Source organism: Streptomyces lomondensis (genome assembly GCF_014651035.1).
Taxonomy (GTDB): Bacteria; Actinomycetota; Actinomycetes; order Streptomycetales; family Streptomycetaceae; genus Streptomyces; species Streptomyces lomondensis.
Window position 1 is genome coordinate 398,578 of sequence record NZ_BMWC01000001.1, and the last position, 19,259, is coordinate 417,836.

Consider the following 19,259-nt stretch of genomic DNA (forward strand, 5'->3'; position numbering starts at 1 on the left):
CTGCTTCGCCCGCGGTCACACGGGCTTCTTGGCGCAGCCGTTCTCGTCTGTGAGTCGTGGGTTCCCTACGCCTCTCCCAGCCTTCCGGCTGTGGCATGGCCGGCCTTGGATGTCGATCTCGTTCCAAGGTCGGCTTTCCGGATTCTTCGAGCAGGAAGACAACGACATTGCGACAGACCCTGAGCAGGGCAGTGTTCGCGGCGGCCGCCGCCACGGGCATTCTGTCCCTGTCCGGTAGCCCCGTCCTCGCTGACACGCAAGCGGCTGCAGCCACCAAGGACTCTCCCGATCTGCTGTCCGACAACACCGTCGCCGTGCCGGTCGATGTGCCGGTGAACGTGTGCGGCAACGCCCTGGACGCGGTCGCGGCGATCAGCCGCGCGTACGGCAACTCCTGCGGCGACGGCGACTCGCACGGGACGCACGACCGGTCGACCAAGCACGCGTACGGGACGCACGACCGGACTGCCAAGCACGCGTACGGGACGCACGACCGGACTGCCAGCCCCTCGTCCGGTAGCGCTGGCCACGCTGACACGCACGCGGCTGGAGCCGGCAAGGACTCTCCCGATGTGCTGTCCGACAACACCGTGGTCATGCCGGTCCGGGTCCCGGTGAACGTGTGCGGCAACGGCATCGATGCGGTCGCGGCGATCAGCCGCGCGTACGGCAACGTCTGCGGCGACGGCGACTCGTACGGGACGGACGACCGGTCGACCAAGCCCTCGTACGGCGACTCCGGCTACGGCGTCGAGGACGACACGCCTGCGTCGCCCGGTGGGAAGAAGACGCCGCCGCCCGCCGACGACCACGCGACTCCTCCGCCCGTCAGCAGGCACACCCCGCCTCCCACGCGGAGCAGCGAGACGCCGCCTCCGGTCGGCAAGGCGCGGGAGGAGGCACCCCAGCTGGCCGAGACCGGCAGTGAGGGCCTGCTGGCTGCCTCGGCCGCCAGTGCCGCACTGATCGCGGGCGGGGTGTTGATGCACCGCCGCGGCCGCGCCACCTCCTCCAGGTAGCCGTTCCCTGGTGCCGGATGCGACCCGCCCGGCACCACACCGGCCCAGTGGCAGACGGGCGGGCCGCTGACGACTCTGGCCAGCGGTCCGCCCGTCCGCGATCCGAGGCGGTCGCGCGCTTCTCCGTCAGCGGCGTACCGGTGCCGGCGAGTCGTTCCGGCTGCTGCCCACCGGTGCGGGGACCGTCCCGCGCGCCGGGGGCGTCCCGAGTCGTCGTCGTACCCCTCGGACGAGTGTCGCCGCCGTGAAGCCGGCGCCCTGGACGAAGCGCATGGCCGGGCCGAAGCCGGAGGCGGTCACCAGGCCCGCGAGGAACAGGCCGGGGTGGGAGGACTCGAAGGTCCGCCCGACCGCAGGGGAGCCGTCGGGCAGGGTCGTCAGCGTCCCGCGCAGCTCGGAGGAGAGCAGCCGCATCCGGTCGCAGCGCGCCCGGAACCCCGTGGCGGCGATGACGTGCTCGGTCTCCAGGGCGCGCAGGGCGCCCTCGCGGCTCACCGTGTCCAGCCGCACTCCGCCCGGCACCGCACAGGCCGCGGCTACCTCGTGCCCCGGCAGCAGCTCCACCACGCCCTCCACCCGGTCCCGTACCCACCACGCGCCCGCCGGCCCCAGCGCCGTGGTCGCGATGCGTGCCCGGGACGGCTCCGGCAGACGCCGGAAAAGGCCGGGGCGCTCGGAGTAGAACCAGTTCCGCCAGCCGGGACCGAGGCCGCTGTGCGGGGAGCGAACCGACTGCCACCAGGGGCGCTCCCACGGCGGCGGCACATCGTTCCACCGCAGCCGCTCCGCCCGCGCCAGCACCCGTACGCGCGTGCCCTGCTCGGCGAGCAGCGCCGCGGTCTCCAGGGCCGCCTGGCCGCCGCCGATGACCGTGACGTCCTTGCCGCGGAAGCAGTCGAGGTCGCTGTGGTGGCTGCTGTGCGTCACCAGCGCGGGGTGCAGTCCCCGCAGTGCCGGCGGTACCTCCACGAACGGCATCACGCCGACGGCCAGTGCCACCGTCCGCGCGTGCAGCTCCTCCCCGTCCTCGGTGACCGCCGTGAAGCCACCGGGGCCGGGTGCCACGTGGGCCACCGTGCGCTCGTCCACCTCCGGCACGGCATGGCGCGCGAACCACAGGCCGTACGCCGCGAACGCCTCGACCGGAATCGGCTCCGCGTGACGTGCCGTCAGCCCCTGCTCGGCACAGTATGCGTCCAGGCGCCACCGCCCGGCAGGATCGGAGAGGTTGGATGCCCACGGCTCCGACTTCAGGAACATCCCGCGGGGCATGTTGTCCCGCCAGGACGCCATGGGCCGGCCGAACACGCGCAGGTTCAGCCCGGCGGCCGCGGCGTGGGACGCGATCGACAGACCGTACGGTCCGGCGCCCACCACCAGAAGGTCGTACATCATCACATGCTCGCTTTCTCATTGTCGGTCAGGGAGGGCGAGGCCGAGGCCGCCCGGGGGATCAGCCGTGGCGCCGGTGCCGTCGCCGTCGCACCCAGCCGCTCCCGCAGCCGACGGGAGACATGACGGCACCACAGGGCCCACATGGCCCATCCAGGAACGCGGTCGTCCCGGGCGTACCAGGCCAGTTCGCGCCCGCCCGGCGCCGCTCGCAGCGCGGCGAGCGGGGCGTAGTTCTCCACCACGAACGCCCGCCCGACCACCGGAACCCCGTCCGGCAGTGGACGGCCCGTCAGGTCCAGGTGCAAGGCGCGTACGACGTCCAGTCCCGCGCTGTTCGCGAAGAGCCGGAACTGGGCGCCGGGGCGCGGGTTGAAGTCGAGCAGGTGATAGCGGCCCGTCGTGCCGCAGCGGCGGAAGTCGAGGTCGAAGATGCCGCGGTAGCCGAGTACGCCGATGAGCCGCTCGGCCAGCGCGTGCACCTGAGCGTTGGGCGTCCAGCAGCCCACCGCGGTCGACCCCGCTCCACGCGGCCGGGCCAGCTGCTTGCGGCCCTGCCCGCCCGCGCGCACGGTGCCCGAGTGGTCGGCATAGCCGTGGAAGAACCAGTCACGGTCCGGTCCCGGTGGCAGGTACGCCTGGAGCAGCAGCCGGCTTCCCGCCTCGTCGGTACGCAGGTACAGCTCCCGGGCCTGCTGTACGGAGCGCACCAGGACGGTGCTGCGCAGCCCGCTGCCGGCAGGCACCAGCCAGGGCCGGCTCCACTTCCCCACCAGCGGCAGCCCGAGCTGCCGCGCGGCGTCGGCGACCCGGGCCGGGCTGTCCGGGACGAGAGTCAGCGGGTGCGGGACGCCCGCGGACGCGCACAACGCGGCCAGTTCCGCCTTGTCGGCGACCCGTTCGGGCAGCGTGCACGGCGACGTCGGCAGCAGGTAGGAGGGGGCGAGATCGTCCCGCATCCGCCCCACGGCGATGGCGCTCGCGTCGTCCATGGGGACCAGGACCGCGGGACGCGCGACCCGGTCGGCCACCCGGCGCAGCACGCCGAGGATTTCGTCCGGGGACGCTCCCGGGAGCGGCGGGGGATGCATCTCACGTACGTAACGCGACCGGTGGACGGGACTTCCCGCCGCATCGGCGACGACATGCACCTCCACTCCCGCCCTGCCGAGCGAACGCACGGCCCCCAGCGTTCCGTGGTGAAAGGGATTCCGGTCGATCCGCAGTAGTACGGCGGGGACGCGGGTGTCGAGAAGCGACACGAACTCTCTCTTTCTTTTGGGATCGGCTCACCCGCACGGGCGAGCGCGGCACTCGAAAGCTCCAGCGGCAATGGCGCCATCGGCTTTTCTGTGACTGACTTCATATGACAGCTCGTCAGCAAGGAAAAGTGAGGAACAAGGCGGGCCGAGAGCGTAGAAAGGAGCAGGCATGGCCCCACAGCACAGGCGGATCCGGGTCCGCTGGCTGGCCGCAGGTGCGGTGGCGGTCGCCGCTTCCGCCGCCCTGGCGTCCGGTCCCCCGGCGGCGGTGGTGCGACCCGACGACCCCCGCCCTCCGGCGCCGGCCCCGACGGCCGGCCCAGCACCGGGCAAGGAGGTCCCGGCCTTCGGTGCCTTCCTCAAGTCCGATGCCCGTGGCGTGGCCCGTATGCCGTTGTTCAGCCACTGGCTCGGCGGTGCCGAGCTCCGCGTGGGCCACACCTATCTGCCCGGCCACCACTGGCGGGACATCGAGGGGACCCCCGGCTTCCTCGACGTGTGGGCGCACTGGCGCAACGAGAAGGCCGACCGCATCCTCGTCGTCAACGTCCCCATGCAGGAGCGCAACGAGGAGGGCCTCTCCGACGACGAGGTCCGGCAGCTGCTGCGGCAGGGCGCGGCCGGGGAGTTCGATCACCACTTCCGGGCCCTCGCCGAGCGGCTGGTCGAACTGGAGGTGCCTGACACGGTCCTGGTGCTCGGCTGGGAGATGAACGGCACCACGTACACCCATCGCTGCGGGCCGGACCCGGAGGCCTGGAAGAAGTACTGGAACAGGATCGTCACCACCATGCGTTCGGTGCCGGGCCAGAAATTCCGGTTCGATTTCACGCCGACCCGCGGCCGGGACGCCGTTCCCTGGACGATGTGCTATCCGGGGGACGACACGGTCGACATCATCGGCATGGATTCCTACGACCAGCCGAACGGGATGTCGTTCGACGAGCAGGTGAACGAGCCGTACGGTCTTCAGGCACATGTGGATTTCGCGAAGGCCCACGGCAAACCCATTTCGTACCCGGAATGGGGACTCTTCCGTAACGGTGACAATCCCGAGTACATGCGGCGCATGCTCGCGTGGATGGAGGAGCACAGGCCGCTCTACAACACGCTGACCGACTACTGCCCGCACGGTGTGTGGCAGTGCAGGGACAACCCGAGATCGTCCGACGTCTACCGGTCCGTCCTCTCGAGCCGTACCGAAGAGCCGGCCCCCGTCCCCACGCCGGTGCCGCCCACGCCCACCACACCGCCGCTCCCGAAGGACTGCACGCCGCTTGACCTGGGCAGCTGGGTGGAGTACTGGCTCGGTGGGAAGCTCTGCGTCCGTTTCGACTGGTGGTAGCGCGTCCTCGGTGCCGAATGCGGTCGGGTCCACCGTCGTCACCGCTGTCACCGCGCATCGGCGGCGGCGGTTGGGCCGGGCACCGAGGCGGCCGGGGCAGGGTCGTCGTCCTCGCCGGCCCTCCTCGGCCGCACCAACAGGGCCAGGCCGCACAGCAGTCCGCCCGCGCTCGCGCCCACCAGAGTGGTCACCGCCGTTGACGCGGACGTCGGCTCGGTCGGCTTCACCGCCCGCGAGAACCGCACGAGCCGGACCTGGGTGCTGTCCCTGGCGTCGTCCGCGTGCCGGGTCAGCGCACGCGTGACCCCGTTGGCCATGTCAACGGCGAGGTCGGGGCGCGAGGAGGTGGCCGAGACGGCGACCATCGGCGCGTCCGGCGAGGTCGCCGTGCGCACGCTGTGCTGCAGCGTCCGCACCGGTACGCCCGCCCACACTTGCGCGTCCCCGAGCACCGCGAGCTGCTTGGCGACCCGGCCGTAGGCCTGCGCGAAACCCAGGGCGGAGTCCGGATTAGGAGATTTCGTCGCCGGTACGGCGATGACGTAGCTGGTGGCCGTGTACGTCGGGGGTGTGAGCACGCCGTACGCGCCGCCGAGCAGGCCCCCGACGAGGGTGCCGGCCGCGAGCACGGACCAGGACGGCAGCCTCCTGAAACGGGCCAGGGACAGGCGGCGCTGACGGGTCGGAGTGTCGGTCATGACGGGCTGGCTCCCAGGGGTGAGACGGGCGAAGACGAACGGGAGACCGCTGCCGCATACACGTCCATGAGGCGCTCTGCGCTGCGGGTGATGCTGTGGCGGTGCGCGACCTCCGGTGCCGTGCGCGGCCGGGGGCCCATCGCGCGGACCTCGGCGATCGCGCGGGCGTACGCCTCGGGGCCGCCGCGCACGCGCAGGGCGCCGGCGGCAGCCGGTGGCACGTCCTCGATCGCTGGGCAGGAGGCGTAGAGCACGGGCAGGCCGGAAGCGAGTCCCTCCACGGCCGCCAGGCCGAAGGACTCCTCCGGGGACGGGGACGCGAGCAGGTCCATCGCGGAGGTGAGCGAGGGCAGGTCGGGGCCGGGGGACCCGTCGGGGACATAGGGGCGTTCGCCGGCGAACAGGACGCGGTCGGCCACCCCGGCCTCGTACGCCGTGCGGCGCAGGACGCGCTCCTCGGGGCCGCCGCCCACCAGCAGCAGCCAGTGGTCGTCCGGGAGCCGGGTGAGCGCGTGGACGAGGATGTCGAACCGCTTGCCCCGTGCGAGACGGCCGACGCCCCCGATGACCCACGCGTCGTCCGGCAGGCCGAGGCGCCGACGGGTGCGCTCGCGCCGCTCCGGGTCGAAGCGGAAGCGGTCCACGTCGATGCCGTTCGGGACGACCTCGATGCGGGGCGCGGGCACACCCCAGTGCTTCAGGCGTTCGGCCACCGCCGATGAGACGGCGACCGTCGCCGAACCGAGCCGCTCGCTGGCGAGGTACAGCGCGCGGACCCCGGCCGTCAGCCTGCGGCCCTCCATCTGCGAGTCGCCCAGGGAGTGTTCGGTGGCGACGACCGCGCGGACTCCGGCGATGCGTGCGGCGAGCCGGCCGTAGACGCAGGCCCGGTACAAGTGCGTGTGCACCAGGTCGTAGCCCCCGGCGCGGATCAACCGGACCAGGCGCGGGAGCGCGGCCACGTCGCGGTTGCCGCCCATGCCGAGGTGCACGACGCGGACGCCGTCGGCGGCGAGGCCCTCGGCGACCGCACCGGGATTGGTGAGCGTCACGACGTCGCAGTCGACGGGCAGGTGGCGCAGCAGCAGGCGCAACTGCTGCTCGGCCCCGCCGACGCCGAGGCCGGTGATGATGTGCAGAGCTTTCATCTCACAGGCCCTCCACCGGGCACCGCCGCAGCCGGTGCAGGCGGTGCTTGAGGTGCAGGCGCCAGGACGTGTCGTTCTGGCCGACGTACACGCGCGGCAGGGCGTGCGGCCCCGCCAACGGGCCGGGGTCGATGGCGCAGGCGTAGGTGTACCCCGCCTCCCGTACGGCCTCCACGGCGCGGGCGTCGATCGTGCCGTACGGGTAGCAGAAACCGTCGACCGGGGCGCCGGTCAGCTCCGTGAGCAGCGCGCGGCTGTCCGCGACCTCCGATGTGAGCGTGAGGTCGTCCGCCTTGGTGAGGTCGACGTGCGTCAGCCCGTGCGAGCCGATCTCCACGCCCTCGGCGGCCGCGTGCCGGATGCCGTCCGCGGTCAGCAGCGGCTTGCGCGGGCCGCGCGGGTCCCAGGCGTTGTCACCGCCGAGCCGTCCGGGCAGCACGAAGAGGGTGGCGCCGCAGTCCCAACGGCGCAGCAGCGGCAGGGCGTGGGTGACGAAGTCGGCGTACCCGTCGTCGAAGGTGAGCCCTACCAGGTTCCGCCCCTCGCCTCGGGCGCGGGCGGCGAGCAGCTCGGCGACCGACACGCCCCGCAGCCCGCGCCGGCGCAGCCAGGCCAGCTGCCGGCCGAGCCGCGCGGGTGTGACCGTGATGCGGTACGGGTCGTCCGAGCAGTCGCCCACCGAGTGGTACATCGCCACCCAGGGGGCCGGGCCCGGGCGCGGGGCGGGGAGTCTGCCGGTGTCGACGGAATCAACGGGAGCGGCCATGTGTGAGCCTTCGTGTGACGGTGCGTACGGAACGCAGTGCGGATGCGGAGCCCTGGGCGCCCAGGGCCCAGGTGAGCGGAAGGAAGACGGCCATGACGGTCAGGCAGCCGAGCGCGAGACCCGCCACCGGGGACTCCGCAAGGCCGGCGGCGATCGCTCCTGCGCCGGTGGCGACGACCGCGGCGCCGACGAGCCTGCTGAGCTCGGCCAGTACCTGCCGGATGCGGATCGAGACGCCGCAGGGGCTGTTCTGCCGCGCCGTTCGCAAGCCGGCGAGCAGCAGGGCGGCCGTGACGGTGATGCCGAAGGCGTTGGCGGCGGCGATTCCCGCCACACCCCAGACGCTCACGGTTGCGGCGCCGAGCAAGGACGTCACCGCGATGCCTGCGGTCATCACGCCGGCGGGATACCAGCTGGGCAGGCCCGCCGAGAAGTAGGAACGGACCAGGGCGCCCACCAGGGTCTGGCCCAGCAGCCCGAGGGCGTACACGCGCATGACGCCCGCCGTCGCCGCGGTGTCGCTCGCGGTGAACGCCCCTCGCTGAAAGAGCAGTTCGATCATCTGCGGGGCAGCGGCGATCACCGCGCACATGCCCAGCAGCACCAGACAGGAGGCCAGCGCCAGATCTCGCTCCACACGGCTGCGCGCGCGTTCCGTGTCGCCGTCCGCGATCGCCCGCGCCACCACGGGGAAGGTGACTGTGCACACCATCAGCGACAGTGTCATCGGGATCTGCGCGACCTTCTGCGCGTAGTTCAGGTGCGAGATGGCCCCGGCGGGGAGGGAGGAGGCGAGGAAGCGTTCGACGAGGACTTGCGACTGGCGGGACAGCGCGAAGAGGAGTACGGCGGCGACCAGGCCGAGTTGCATCGTCCGCTCCTGGACCTCGGCCCCGGCTGCGCCGAGGGCCGGTCTGCGCGACACCAGTTGCCGCCATAGCGACGGCAGTTGCACCACCACCATCAGACAGCCGCCCGCCGCGACCCCGACCGCGGCGGAGCGCACGCCCCAGCGATCGCCGAACAGGAACATCGCGGCGATGATGCCGGTGTTGTAGGCGACGTAGATCGCCGCGGGCGCAAGGAAGCGACGGTGTGCCCGCAGGGCGGCGCTGCAGTACCCGGCGAGCCCGAAGGCCAGCACGCAGGTCGCTGTGAGCCGGGTGCACTCGGCGGCGAGCCGGGGGTCGGGCAAGCCGGGCGCGAGGGCCCGGACCAGGTAGGGAGCCGTGCCGGCGACCAGCGCGCCCACCGCGGCGAAGGCGAGGCAGAGGCGGGGCAGGGTGGCGACGACCAGGGCCCGGACCGGATCGCCCGGGGCGCCCCGGGCGCGGCGGCCCAGCGCCATGCTGAACGCCGGGATCAGCACCAACGCCAGTCCGTCCTCGATGAGCAGCGTGGCGGCGAACTCCGGCACGGTCCACGCGACCAGGAACGCGTCCGTGTCGCTCCTCGCACCGAACAGCCGCGCCAGCGACTGGTCGCGCACCAGGCCGAGCAGTGAGCCGGCGATGGACAGCGACGCCGTGACGAGCGCAGCCCTGGCGAGGAACCTCCCGGATGCCGAGGCCGGGTCGCCGCCGTCCCCGGCCATGGTGGCGGCACGCGCCGCGGGTACGGTCGCCGCGCCGTCGCTGCGGGATCCGGGTGTTCGCGAAGGCACCACCGTCATCGCCCCACGGCCTTCTCGACGGGCTCGCGCACTCCGCGCCTCGGCACGACGTCCCCCCGCTCTTCGCCGGCCAGCGCCCACCACGCCACGAGCCCCAGACCCAAGGCGGTCAGCAACGTCGAGGGGCCGCCGATGTCTCCGTACACGAAATCGGTCAGCAGCCAGACCAGCAGCCCGCAGGAGATGAGCGCGCAGTCGAGTCCCGGTCCCCGGGTGCGGACGCGCAGCAGCCTCCGCAGCCCGCACACCAGCAGGGCCAGCCAGCTCCCGGCGAGCCCGAGCAGCCCGATCAGGCCCTGCTCGCTCAGCACCAGCAGGTACATGTTGTGCGGCGACAGCAGTGGCTGCCTCTGGTACCCCGCTCCCGCGCCGCCGGTCTCGCTGCCCGACGACAGCGCCAGGGTGGCGTGCCCGTCCCGGTACTCGGGAAACCCCTTCAACCCGACACCGGTCAGGGGGTGTTGGCGCCAGATGTCGGTGGCGGCCGCCCACAGGGTGTACCGGTCGACGACGGACTGGTCGGGGGCGTCGGTGACCTGCGTGATGCTGCCGATCCGCTGCTGCAGCGGCGCGGTGCCGCCGCCGAACCCGCCCACCAGGATCACGCCCACGGCGGCAACGGCCGCGGCCACCTTCAGCGCACGCCGCAGCCCGGCCAGCGCCAGCTGCACAGCGCACGCCACCGCGGTCGCGATCCAGGCGCCCCGGCTGAAGGAGAGCGCGAGCGGCGCCAGCAGCGCCAGAGCGCACCCGGCGGCGGTTGCCCGCTGCCGTGCCGACGTCGGGCCCAGTGCGATACCGACCGCGCACACCAGGCCGAGAGAGACCGCCGTCGCCATCCCCATCACGTCATGCGCCCCGAAGGTGCCGACCGCCCGGATGTCCTCCCCCTGGTAGGAGGCGCCGGTCCGGGTGACGTACTGGTGAACGCCGACAGCTCCCTGGCACAGTGCGAGTCCCACGAACGACCAGGCCAGCAGACGGAAGTCGGCCCGGTCGCGGAGGAGCAGCAGCACGGCCGCCGGGACGAGCACGAAGACCTGCAGATAACGGCCGAAGCCGGTGAGCCCGGCCTCCGGCGAGGAGGCCCCCACGGCGGCGAGCGCGAGCCCCACCACCGGCAGGCCCAGCACCACGGCCGCGGCGGGCGACAGCGGGCCTCGCCGTTCGCGCAGGAGGAGGATGACGCAGTACACCACCGCCAGCCCTGAGACCACGTCGGCGGGACCCGCGCCGTCCGGCGTCAGCGGGAGGGCCAGCAGGACGGGCATGGCCACCACGGGCAGGACCGGCGCCAGTGCGGCGGTCCGGCGCGGGAGCGATGGCAGGGCGTGACTCACGGCTGTCAGCTCCCCGTCGGACGTACCACCGTGGCCGCGGTGCGCAGCAGGACGCAGATGTCCTGCCACAGCGACCAGTCGTCGATGTAGGCGTTGTCGAACCGGCAGCGGTCCTCGATCGAGGTGTCGCCGCGCAGCCCGTGGATCTGGGCGAGGCCGGTGATGCCGGTCTGCATGCGGTGACGGGCCGCGTAACCGGGGTAGGTCTGGCTGAACTGCCGTACGAAGTAGGGCCGTTCGGGGCGAGGCCCGACCAGGCTCATGTCGCCCCGGAGCACGTTCCACAGTTGGAGCAACTCGTCGAGCGAGGTGCGCCGCAACATACGGCAGAACCAGCGCATCTCGTTCTCGTTCGCCACGCTCCACCGGGTCGCCGACTCGTGCTCGTCGACCGGGCGGTGCGTACGGAACTTCAGCAGTGTGAACGGCTTTCCGTTCTTGCCGATGCGCTCCTGCCGGAACACCACCCCCGGCCCGTCGCTGACCCGCAGCGCCACCGCGCACGCCAGGAGCAGCGGGCTGACCAGCAGCAACAGCGTCCCCGACACGAGAATGTCGAGCGCCCGCTTGCCCACGCTGCCGCGGCGCGCCGCGGACATGTCCAGACGCCGGCAGGAGAACCCGGCCAGGCGCTCCTTCGTCGCGTACGACGGGGAATCGACGTCGACCTCCCAGACCACGCAGCCCGAATCGGCCAGCGCTCGCAGCAGCGACCCCTGTTCGGCGCGTGCGGAGGGGTGAACGGCCAGAACCGCCCGCACCCCGTTCTGGATGACCGCACGCTCGACCTCCTCGCCGCTCGTCAGCACCGGCAGGCCCTCGGTGCCGTCCGGCTGATCGGCGACGATCCCCACCGGCCGCACGCCGCACCGCGGGTGGCGCAGCACGGCGGCGGCCACGCGCTGCGCGGTCGCCACCGGGCCGACGACGAGCGCGGTGTGCGGGCGGCGCAGCAGTGCGGCGCGCCGCCGCCCGTGCACGGCGCCGCGCAGCGCACACGCCGTCGCCGCCTGCAGGGCGAGTCCCGTCAGCACGGTACGGAGGGACAGCGCGTGCTCCGGCCGGTACGCCGCCAAGAGCGCCGCGAGCGCCAGCCACGCCACCGCGATACGGCCGCACACGGCGGGCAGTTCCTCCAGCAGCCTCGGCACTGGCGGTAGGCCGTCGCGGGGGCGCAGCAGCAGCGATGCGACGATCAGCAGGGCGATGCACAGCGGGTGCCGCTGGGCCCCGGCGAGCGCGAGCGTGCCCGACAGGGCGGCGACGCCGTCCGCGACGAGCAGCCAGACGGGTGAAGCCGGCCGGGCCGGGTGCCGGGTGCCGGGGAGGCGAAAGCCGGTGGCGGTGCCGCGCGGCGGCATGACCGAGACTGGTGAGACTCCGTGGTCCCGTGGCGGTACGCCGGGGGAGGGCACGGTACGTTCGGCGGTCACGAGTGGATGGTCTCCCTGTGCTCGGTGGGTTCGACGCGCTGTGTTGTCTGGTTCGGGTCGGCGCCACAGCCTGTGTCGAGCGGCGGAACGTGCTCAGTGGTGCGGGCCTTGGCGCGCTCGACCGCTCGGGACGGGCGCGCCCCTTCGGTGGCGGGCCACGTGCCGAGCAGGTCGCGGTAGACGCCCGCGACCGCCTCGGCGGTAAGTCGCACGTCGTGGTGGGACAGCACGTGGCGGCGCCCCCGGTTGCCGAGCGACTCGCGCAGCAGCGGGTCGAGCAGTAGCTCGGTGACGGCCCCGGCCAGTACCACCGGGTTCTCCGGTGGCACCAGGCACCGGGCGGTGAAGGGGGGCGGCAGGCTCTCGCGGGCACCGTCGACGTCCGTGACCACCACGGGCCGCCCGCAGGCCATCGCCTCCAGCGGGGCCAGCGCCATGCCCTCCCAGCGGGACGGCAGGACGACGAGATCAGCGGCCTGGTACCAGGGGGAGGCATCGGTGACGGCTCCCGCGAACAGCACGGACTCCGGGGCGTCTGCGCGAAGCCGGTCGCGGTCCGGCCCGTCGCCGACCAGGACGAGGCGGGCGTCGGGCACCCTGTGCACGACGGCGTCCCACGCCCGCAGCAGGACGTCCTGCCCCTTCTGCCGGCACAGCCGCCCCACGCAGACGGCGAGCGGCGCTGCCGGGTCGAGGCCGGCGAGCGGTGCGAGCCCGGCCCGCACGGTGCCTGCGGCGGCCGGGTGGAAGCACTCGGGATCGATGCCGTTGGGGGCGACGGTCCACCGGCCGGTGATCCTGGCCCGCACACCGGTCGCGCGCTCCGCCTCACTCACACACACCACCCGCGCGGCCCAACGCGCCCCCCATCGCTCCCACATGAGCGCGAGGGCCGCGGTGCCCCCGCCGACCGCCTCGAACGACCAGGCGTGGGGCTGGAAGACGGTGGGGATCCGGCCCCGCACCGCGAGCCGCCCGGCGAGCCCGGCCTTCGCGCTGTGCGCGTGCACCAGATCGGGGCGTACCTCGTCGATCACCCGGGCGAGGTGCCGTACCTCGCGCACGAGCGACGGGCCTGGCGACCGCGTCGCGTGCCAGTGCCGTACGTTCGCGCCGAGTGCCCGCAGTTCCGCGGTGAGTGGGCTGTCCGGGCAGGCCACGGTGACGTCCAGGCCATCCGCCAGCTGTGCCCGGACCAGGTCCGTCACGACGCGGGCGACCCCGCCGTCCACCGGTTGGGTGAGGTGCAGGACCCGCGGCCGAGAGTTGGTGGGTGACAGGTGCATATGTGCGGTTTCCTCGCTCACGAAGGCGCTCGGGACGGGTGGCAACGGGCTCACTGCTGGGCGTCGACGGTGACGCGGAGCACGCCGACCCACGCCGCGTCTGAGCGAGTCGGCGGTTCGGTCGGCATGGCGGCCGGAAGCAGCGGACCCAGGGAATGGCGCATGACCGTCGGTGCCCTTTCGGAACAGGTGGCGGTGGCAGGCAGCGGCATGAGTGCGATGCGTCCGCCCGGAGGGGTTGCGTCGGGAGGTTCGCAACCCTAGTCATCAACCGAACAAATACGGTGAAATTCGATGAAGTACGACGAATGTGTCGAAACAATGCAATCAGCCACCTCCCTGGTCATCCCGGTGGCGAGCACCCCCGAACGGGGCCGGGTCGCGGTCGGCCTGATGTGCCGCCTCATCAGGCAGGACAGGGCAAAGGAGGGAAGCGCGGGATCACGGAAAGCGCATGATCGGTTGCGGGAAGCCATGAGCACTCTCACGGTGGGCTCAAGACCCGACGCCCGTCGAAAGGAACCCTCATGCGCGCTCTGCCCGCACGGCGCATTGCATCCAGCGCACTGTGTGCCGCCCTACTGGTCGGGATCGCCGGCCCCGCCGCCATGGCGGCCGACTGGACCCGCGAGCGCAGTCACGCGACGTCGCACGACGCGCGACTCCGCGGTGCGGAAGCGCTTCTCATGCAGGTCAGGACCTACAGTGGGGGCGAGCTCACCCCCGTCGCCGACCTGCTGACCGCCGTGATCGAGGCGGACAACGGCCAACTGCCCGAGGCCAAGGCCGAGAAACTGGGAGCGGCCGCGAAGATCGCCGTGTCCAAGGCGGTCGCCAAGGCTTCGGCGACCTCGGCCACGCCGACAGCGTCGGCCCCGGCGACGGGCGTGCTGCTGCCGGCTCCAGCCCAGCGCCCCGCCGACCTCACGGACGACGGCCTGGACGCCGTGGCAGAGGCCGTCGACAGCCTGGTGGAGTCGATCACCGCCGATGAGGTCGACGCGGTGCCTCCGTCGGTCGACGACCTGCTGGACTTGGTGAAGGACCTCATCGACGCGCTCATCGGCGTCGACCTGCTGGAGCAGAACCTGCTCACTGAGACGACCTCCAGCACATCGGCGCCGACGTCGGTGCCTCCCGTGCCGGCCGTCACTCTCCCCGTGATCACGCCACTGCTGTCGGTGCTGCTGCCGGCCTCGTGAGCGTTCTGTTTTTCCCACCCGGCCGGCGACGTTCTTCCGGGCATTTACCGTCCAGAGGACCGGCCTTTCAGGGATCTCATATGAGGACTCGTCAATCATCGGCACCCCCGGTTTCCGCTCCGGCGAGAGCTCGTTAGGCACGGCGACAGAATTCCCCTCCGGCGCCTGTGGTGCCGAAGAAAGGAACACGATGAAGTCCCTGAAGGCTGCCGCCGTCATTGCCGGGTCCTTGATCGCCTCCGCTGCCGCCACGCCGGCTTTCGCCCACAACGCCGCCGACCTGGCGCCCGCCAACCTCAATGGCCTGCACGTGCTCGAGAAGGTGACCGTTGCCGACGTGCCGGTGCCGCACCCGACGGACCAGCTCGACCCTGAGAACAAGAACTCGTTGCTCCACACGGTGCAGGAAGTCACGACCGCACTGAACGACGCCAGGCAACTGCGCGGTCTGCCGCTGCAGGGCTGACATCACGCTGTACGGAGGGACGGCCCCTCGGCCGAGTCCGAGGGGCCGTCCCTTCGCGTGTGCTGCGCGGTCCTCGTTTCCCGCACGCGTCCCCGTCTGCGACCGGACAACGCAGACCGGTGGTCACCGATATGGCCGCCGTTGACAGCTGTCCTGGGCCCGCGGCGGTGACCGCGCGGGACGTCCGGCGGTTACGGCTACGGACAACCGAACCGGACGAGGAGTGACCATGTGCGTCAGCAACGACGGAGTACCGGTGGGTGCCGAGGACGGAGCGCCGGACCTGGCGCGGCCCGGACCGGCGGGCGAAACACGGCGGGATCTGGCGCGCGCTCTGTTCGCCTGTGCGCTCGCCGCGGCCCTGGCCCCGGTGGTTGCCGCCTTCCGGCCTTTGGGCCCCGGATCCCCACCCGGGAAGGCCGAGGGCGACACCGCTTTCGACCAGACCTACCGGGGCCGCCGCATCCGTGGTGTGTGGACGCCCGCACGCAGCGCAGCCGAGGACGGCCGGTGGCACGTCACCGTGGACGGCCGCCCGCTGCATCTGATGCGCCGCGCCGACGGCACCTGGCTGAGCATGGTCGACCACTACTGCTCGTACGGGACACCGCTCGAGGCCGCCCGCGCCGCCGTCGACGAACTCGGCCCCGGCCAGCGGCTGCGGGACCGGGTTCCGGGACCGGCGGGCGCGGGACACGTGCACATGGGGGACCGGCATGGCGTACGTGCGTAAGGACGCCGGCACCCTTACGGCGGCCGAGAAGCGGCGGTTCGTAGCGGCGCTGCTGGAGGTCAAACGGCGCGGTGAGTACGACGAGTTCGTGCGGATGCACATGGCCTACTTCCCCTCTGACGGCGAGGCCGGACTGCGTGCCGCGCACATGGCGCCCTCCTTCCTGCCCTGGCACCGCCGGTTCGTGCTCGAGCTGGAGACGGCGCTGCGCCGGGTGGACTCCTCGGTGACCGTTCCGTACTGGGACTGGACGCGGGACCGCACGTCCAGCTCCGTACCGTGGACGGCGGACCTCCTCGGCGGCAACGGGCGGCGCTCCGACCGCCAGGTGATGACGGGGCCGTTCGCCTATCGGGAGGGCAACTGGACCATCAAGGAGGGCGTGACCGAAGGAGCGTTCCTCACCCGGGACCTCGGCCGGCACCGCGACCCGATCGCCCTGCCCACCAAGAGCGAGCTGAAGTGGGCACTGAAGGACAGGGCCTACGACGTGGCGCCCTGGGACTCGACCGTCACGCGAGGTTTCCGCAACAAGCTGGAGGGCTGGGGTACCGGCCGGGGCAGCACGTCCTGGCGGAACCACAACCGGGTGCACCGCTGGGTCGGCGGTGCCATGGTGAGCAGCGCCTCCGTCAACGACCCCGTTTTCTGGCTGCACCACGCCTTCGTCGACCTGCAGTGGTACCGCTGGCAGCGTCGGCACCGCGGGGCCCGCTACCTCCCCGCGACACCGCCGGGGCCCGCCGACAAGCAGCACGGCCGCATCGTGGCACGGCACGAGAAGCTGCCGCCGTGGGACGTGACGCCGAACGAGCTGGAGGACGTCGGCCGGATCTATCGGTACGCGTAGGTGTTTCCCCACACCTTGATGGGCACGGGGACCGGGACCTGGATCACATTGCGGTGCACCCTTTTCGGAGAGGCACTTCGCCGGACCTGCGCTGACGTCCGCCGGCATCCGCGCGAGCCTCTTGAAGCCTGACGGCAGGGATGACCGCCGGGGTGCGGTGGGGACGCCGTCCTCGGTCTGCCGCGCGACCGTGGTGGGGTTCTCACGGGATTTACGCATTTGGGCGTTTCGTTCGCGAAAAACACGGAAACGTCGCGTAAGGTAGCGACTGTCAGTGACCAGCCCATCACGGGCTGTGTCGACTCGTAGAAGAACGGAGCAGTAATGCGCAAGTTCCAGAAGGCCGCTGTCGTCGTCGCGATGCTCGGTAGCGTCGGCGTCCTCGGCGCTCCGACCGCGTTCGCGGGTGAGAAGGACGCGAGCTTCGACGTCTCGGGCGGCCGCTGCTCGGTGGAGGGTGACTCGATCGCCGTCCTCAGCAACATCAGCGCCCTGAACGGCGTTCTGCAGGGCATCGTCCAGCTGGGCGACAACGAGAACTCGAACGGCAACCCGAGCCTGCAGCAGGGCCACAAGGTCGACTGCTCCACCCGCGGGTTCACGGGCTGATCACCGAGTAGGCAACTGAGGACAGGTCCCGGGGCGCCAGCCCCGGGACCTCTCCCACACTCTTCACAACCTCTTCCGGGGGCACACGCAGTGGCCGCATGGTTCGAGACGTACAGCGCCTGGGGGGATCTACCGCAAAGGACATGGCGGATGCGCAATTTGAAGAAGATGGCAGTGGTAGCGGGAATGGTGGGAAGCTCCGCTCTGATGGCGCTCGGCACTGCCCAGGCTCATGAGGGCGGCATCAACCTCCCCAAGTGTGACCAGAAGGCCAGTGACAACCACTGCGGGCAGAAGCGCGAGTACCGGTACACCACCGAAGACGGCAGGAACGTCCACGTCGTGGTCAGGCGAGAAGGTTGCGCGATCAAGGGCAGCAGCACCGTGGACTGCTCCCTTCGTCACCCCTGACTCGGCCAGGGACATCGACGCTCATCCGAAGCGGCCTTGATTCCCGCTGAGCTGCGCGTGGCCCAGGCCCCAGCGCAATGAGCAGCGGCTGCCCGAACGACAGATGGCCGGACCCGAATACCCGGGTCCGGCCATCCGGCGTGTAAAACTCGCGAATTTCGCACCACGCAGGAGTGGATGTGGACTTCCGTGAGCGGCGGTAGATCGCGCGGGCGGCGAATCATTTCAGGCATCAGGTGATGTTCTTCTTGATCATACCTTCGGCATTGCGTCGGGCGACGTATTCAAGGGTGGGAGTGTCGTACTCTTCCTTCGCGCCGCTTCGCCGCCGAAGGTGCTCGCGGCCCGGGCCGCGCACCCGCCCAGCGGTTGGCCGCAAGCGAGAACGTGGGCGTCGTGCCCTCCACCCTGTCGGCCAGGGGCCGGGTGCCGGCTTCCGGCGGAGGTGCGAGACCGACGCCGCGGACGCCCTTCGCCTCGCCCAGGCCGCCTGGTCGGGCCAGGAGCTGCGGCCCCTGGTGTCCGACTCATTCCAGATCCTGCGGGGCGGGTACGCGCCACTTCCTCAGCTACACTGGCAGCGCGCCCCGGCAGCCCGTCGCGGAATCACGGTCGGCACGCAGCGACTCGACGGGGTTGCAGTACGGCAAGTCGTCGATGGGGCGGTCGGTGCAGAACCGGCCGATCAGGTCCGAGGCCTCCTGCATGCGTTCCACAGTGACCAGGTGGTCGGCCTCCTTGATGGTCGTGAACCGCGCGGCGGGCATCGTCGCGGCGACCTCACGGCCCATCTGGGGAGTGCACAGGGTGTCGTACTCTCCTGTGAACACCAGGGACGGTACGTCCGGAATGGGCAGGGGCCGGTAGCAGCCGTGCGTCAGCAGCCTTGTGTTGTGCTCGACCGCCTTCTTGATTTCGTCCGGCGTCTGGTTCATGAACTGCCGGTGGAGGAGGCGCGCCACGGCCGTGTGCTTGCGAACCTGACTGGCGCCAGGGTTCGACATGAACAGCTGCACCAGTCCGCTGGCGGCGTCTGCGAGCTCGCCACGTTCGAGCGCGCGCGACAGGCGCGGTACGGCGTCGGTGTAGCTCTCGGGGAGGCGCCTCGCCGCGCCGCCGAAGACGATGCGACTGACGAACTCGGGATAGAGCTGTGCGAAGCGGAGGCCGACGACTTGTCCGAAGCAGCCGCCGAAGAGATTCACTCGCGGCATCTCGATCTCCACCAGCATGTGCTTGACCGCAGCAGCAAGGAAGTCGATGCCGTATCGGGAGGGCAGGAAGTCCGAGGCGCCGTAACCGGGAAGATCCACGGTGATCAACGTGCACAGCGGTGCCAGCCACTTCTCGTGCCGCTGCCATGAGTATTTGTTCTGGGACGAGCCTCCGAGCAACAGCAACGGCGCCGTCTGTGGGGCGCTTTGATGGACGACGCGGCACCCGTACGCGAAACCCTCGAAGGCCAGGATCCGCTCCTCCACCTGCTCCGATGCTGGAGGGACAGGCCCGGGGCAACCTGCGTCGGGTGAGTCCTGGGCGGTGGTGAGGGCAGTGCGCATGAACGGCTCCGGGAGAGACGGAACAACGGCGAACCATTCATAGCTACCAGAACTGCTGCCATTTCAGC

18 protein-coding genes are annotated in these 19,259 nt (G+C 71.5%); 8 read left to right on the plus strand and 10 right to left on the minus strand.

The annotated features are described in order from the left end of the window. Positions 1-167 precede the first annotated feature (167 nt). Positions 168-1,019, plus strand: a complete 852-nt coding sequence (locus IE255_RS01730; protein WP_229906245.1) for a chaplin — start codon at positions 168-170, stop codon at positions 1,017-1,019. 126 nt (positions 1,020-1,145) lie between these two features. On the opposite strand, the gene IE255_RS01735 is transcribed toward IE255_RS01730, so the two are convergent. Next, positions 1,146-2,411 (minus strand): NAD(P)-binding domain-containing protein, encoded by a 1,266-nt coding sequence (locus IE255_RS01735; protein ID WP_190048296.1) that lies wholly within the window; start codon positions 2,409-2,411, stop codon positions 1,146-1,148. Positions 2,412-2,413: 2 nt separating this feature from the next. Beyond that, positions 2,414-3,673, minus strand: a complete 1,260-nt coding sequence (locus tag IE255_RS01740; protein WP_190048297.1) for a carboxylate--amine ligase — start codon at positions 3,671-3,673, stop codon at positions 2,414-2,416. A gap of 169 nt (positions 3,674-3,842) precedes the next feature. Here IE255_RS01740 and IE255_RS01745 point away from each other — a divergent pair, with 169 nt between their 5' ends. After that, a complete protein-coding gene (locus IE255_RS01745) occupies positions 3,843-5,018 on the plus strand; it encodes a glycoside hydrolase family 26 protein (protein WP_190048298.1) in 1,176 nt (391 codons plus the stop codon). Positions 5,019-5,065: 47 nt separating this feature from the next. Here the strand turns inward: IE255_RS01745 and IE255_RS01750 are convergent, their stop codons facing one another. From IE255_RS01750 to IE255_RS01780, 7 genes are read right to left on the minus strand one after another with little or no spacing between them, the layout of a single operon-like run. Continuing rightward, on the minus strand, positions 5,066-5,716 hold the full coding sequence (locus tag IE255_RS01750; RefSeq protein ID WP_190048299.1) for a YveK family protein: 651 nt from the start codon (positions 5,714-5,716) through the stop codon (positions 5,066-5,068). Next, on the minus strand, positions 5,713-6,864 hold the full coding sequence (locus tag IE255_RS01755) for a glycosyltransferase (RefSeq protein ID WP_190048300.1): 1,152 nt from the start codon (positions 6,862-6,864) through the stop codon (positions 5,713-5,715). Before IE255_RS01755 ends, IE255_RS01750 begins: the two co-directional genes overlap by 4 nt. Position 6,865: 1 nt before the next feature. Next, the gene (locus IE255_RS01760; protein WP_190048301.1) at positions 6,866-7,630 is read right to left on the minus strand and encodes a polysaccharide deacetylase family protein; all 765 of its coding nucleotides are present in this window, start codon (positions 7,628-7,630) and stop codon (positions 6,866-6,868) included. After that, complete coding sequence (gene murJ / locus IE255_RS01765) at positions 7,614-9,302, minus strand: murein biosynthesis integral membrane protein MurJ (protein WP_190048302.1); 1,689 nt, start codon at positions 9,300-9,302, stop codon at positions 7,614-7,616. Before murJ ends, IE255_RS01760 begins: the two co-directional genes overlap by 17 nt. Then, positions 9,299-10,642, minus strand: a complete 1,344-nt coding sequence (locus tag IE255_RS01770) for an O-antigen ligase family protein (protein WP_190048303.1) — start codon at positions 10,640-10,642, stop codon at positions 9,299-9,301. Before IE255_RS01770 ends, murJ begins: the two co-directional genes overlap by 4 nt. Positions 10,643-10,647: 5 nt before the next feature. Then, a complete protein-coding gene (locus IE255_RS01775) occupies positions 10,648-12,075 on the minus strand; it encodes an exopolysaccharide biosynthesis polyprenyl glycosylphosphotransferase (RefSeq protein ID WP_190048304.1) in 1,428 nt (475 codons plus the stop codon). Then, complete coding sequence (locus tag IE255_RS01780; RefSeq protein ID WP_190048305.1) at positions 12,072-13,361, minus strand: glycosyltransferase family 4 protein; 1,290 nt, start codon at positions 13,359-13,361, stop codon at positions 12,072-12,074. The genes IE255_RS01775 and IE255_RS01780 overlap by 4 nt, the downstream gene beginning before the upstream one ends. Positions 13,362-13,888: 527 nt before the next feature. On the opposite strand from IE255_RS01780, the gene IE255_RS01785 reads away from it, so the two are divergent. From IE255_RS01785 to IE255_RS01810, 6 genes are all read left to right on the plus strand, one after another. After that, positions 13,889-14,563, plus strand: a complete 675-nt coding sequence (locus IE255_RS01785) for a hypothetical protein (RefSeq protein ID WP_190048306.1) — start codon at positions 13,889-13,891, stop codon at positions 14,561-14,563. A 190-nt stretch (positions 14,564-14,753) separates the two neighbouring features. Beyond that, positions 14,754-15,029 carry a hypothetical protein gene (locus tag IE255_RS01790; protein WP_190048307.1) on the plus strand — a complete coding sequence of 92 codons (276 nt, stop codon included), beginning with the start codon at positions 14,754-14,756 and terminating at the stop codon, positions 15,027-15,029. 229 nt (positions 15,030-15,258) lie between these two features. Further along, positions 15,259-15,762, plus strand: a complete 504-nt coding sequence (locus tag IE255_RS01795) for a tyrosinase family oxidase copper chaperone (RefSeq protein ID WP_190048308.1) — start codon at positions 15,259-15,261, stop codon at positions 15,760-15,762. Beyond that, positions 15,746-16,612, plus strand: a complete 867-nt coding sequence (locus tag IE255_RS01800) for a tyrosinase family protein (protein WP_190048309.1) — start codon at positions 15,746-15,748, stop codon at positions 16,610-16,612. Before IE255_RS01795 ends, IE255_RS01800 begins: the two co-directional genes overlap by 17 nt. A 324-nt stretch (positions 16,613-16,936) precedes the next feature. Continuing rightward, a complete protein-coding gene (locus IE255_RS01805; RefSeq protein ID WP_190049371.1) occupies positions 16,937-17,221 on the plus strand; it encodes a hypothetical protein in 285 nt (94 codons plus the stop codon). Between the two features lie 150 nt (positions 17,222-17,371). After that, positions 17,372-17,632, plus strand: coding sequence for a hypothetical protein (locus IE255_RS01810; protein ID WP_190048310.1), 261 nt, complete (start codon positions 17,372-17,374; stop codon positions 17,630-17,632). Between the two features lie 569 nt (positions 17,633-18,201). Here the strand turns inward: IE255_RS01810 and IE255_RS01815 are convergent. Next, entirely contained in the window at positions 18,202-19,113 is a 912-nt protein-coding gene (locus IE255_RS01815) for an alpha/beta fold hydrolase (protein ID WP_229906246.1), read from the minus strand. Positions 19,114-19,259 lie beyond the last annotated feature (146 nt).

Bases quoted from the DNA above. Each gene is read 5' to 3' on its own strand.
- IE255_RS01780 (WP_190048305.1), bottom strand. From the start codon at position 13,361: ATGCACCTGTCACCCACCAACTCTCGGCCGCGGGTCCTGCACCTCACC.
- IE255_RS01735 (WP_190048296.1), bottom strand. From the start codon at position 2,411: ATGTACGACCTTCTGGTGGTGGGCGCCGGACCGTACGGTCTGTCGATC.
- IE255_RS01755 (WP_190048300.1), bottom strand. From the start codon at position 6,864: ATGAAAGCTCTGCACATCATCACCGGCCTCGGCGTCGGCGGGGCCGAG.
- IE255_RS01785 (WP_190048306.1), top strand. From the start codon at position 13,889: ATGCGCGCTCTGCCCGCACGGCGCATTGCATCCAGCGCACTGTGTGCC.
- IE255_RS01800 (WP_190048309.1), top strand. From the start codon at position 15,746: ATGGCGTACGTGCGTAAGGACGCCGGCACCCTTACGGCGGCCGAGAAG.
- IE255_RS01745 (WP_190048298.1), top strand. From the start codon at position 3,843: ATGGCCCCACAGCACAGGCGGATCCGGGTCCGCTGGCTGGCCGCAGGT.
- IE255_RS01750 (WP_190048299.1), bottom strand. From the start codon at position 5,716: ATGACCGACACTCCGACCCGTCAGCGCCGCCTGTCCCTGGCCCGTTTC.
- IE255_RS01805 (WP_190049371.1), top strand. From the start codon at position 16,937: ATGCGCAAGTTCCAGAAGGCCGCTGTCGTCGTCGCGATGCTCGGTAGC.
- IE255_RS01795 (WP_190048308.1), top strand. From the start codon at position 15,259: ATGTGCGTCAGCAACGACGGAGTACCGGTGGGTGCCGAGGACGGAGCG.
- IE255_RS01790 (WP_190048307.1), top strand. From the start codon at position 14,754: ATGAAGTCCCTGAAGGCTGCCGCCGTCATTGCCGGGTCCTTGATCGCC.
- IE255_RS01760 (WP_190048301.1), bottom strand. From the start codon at position 7,630: ATGGCCGCTCCCGTTGATTCCGTCGACACCGGCAGACTCCCCGCCCCG.
- murJ (WP_190048302.1), bottom strand. From the start codon at position 9,302: ATGACGGTGGTGCCTTCGCGAACACCCGGATCCCGCAGCGACGGCGCG.
- IE255_RS01810 (WP_190048310.1), top strand. From the start codon at position 17,372: ATGCGCAATTTGAAGAAGATGGCAGTGGTAGCGGGAATGGTGGGAAGC.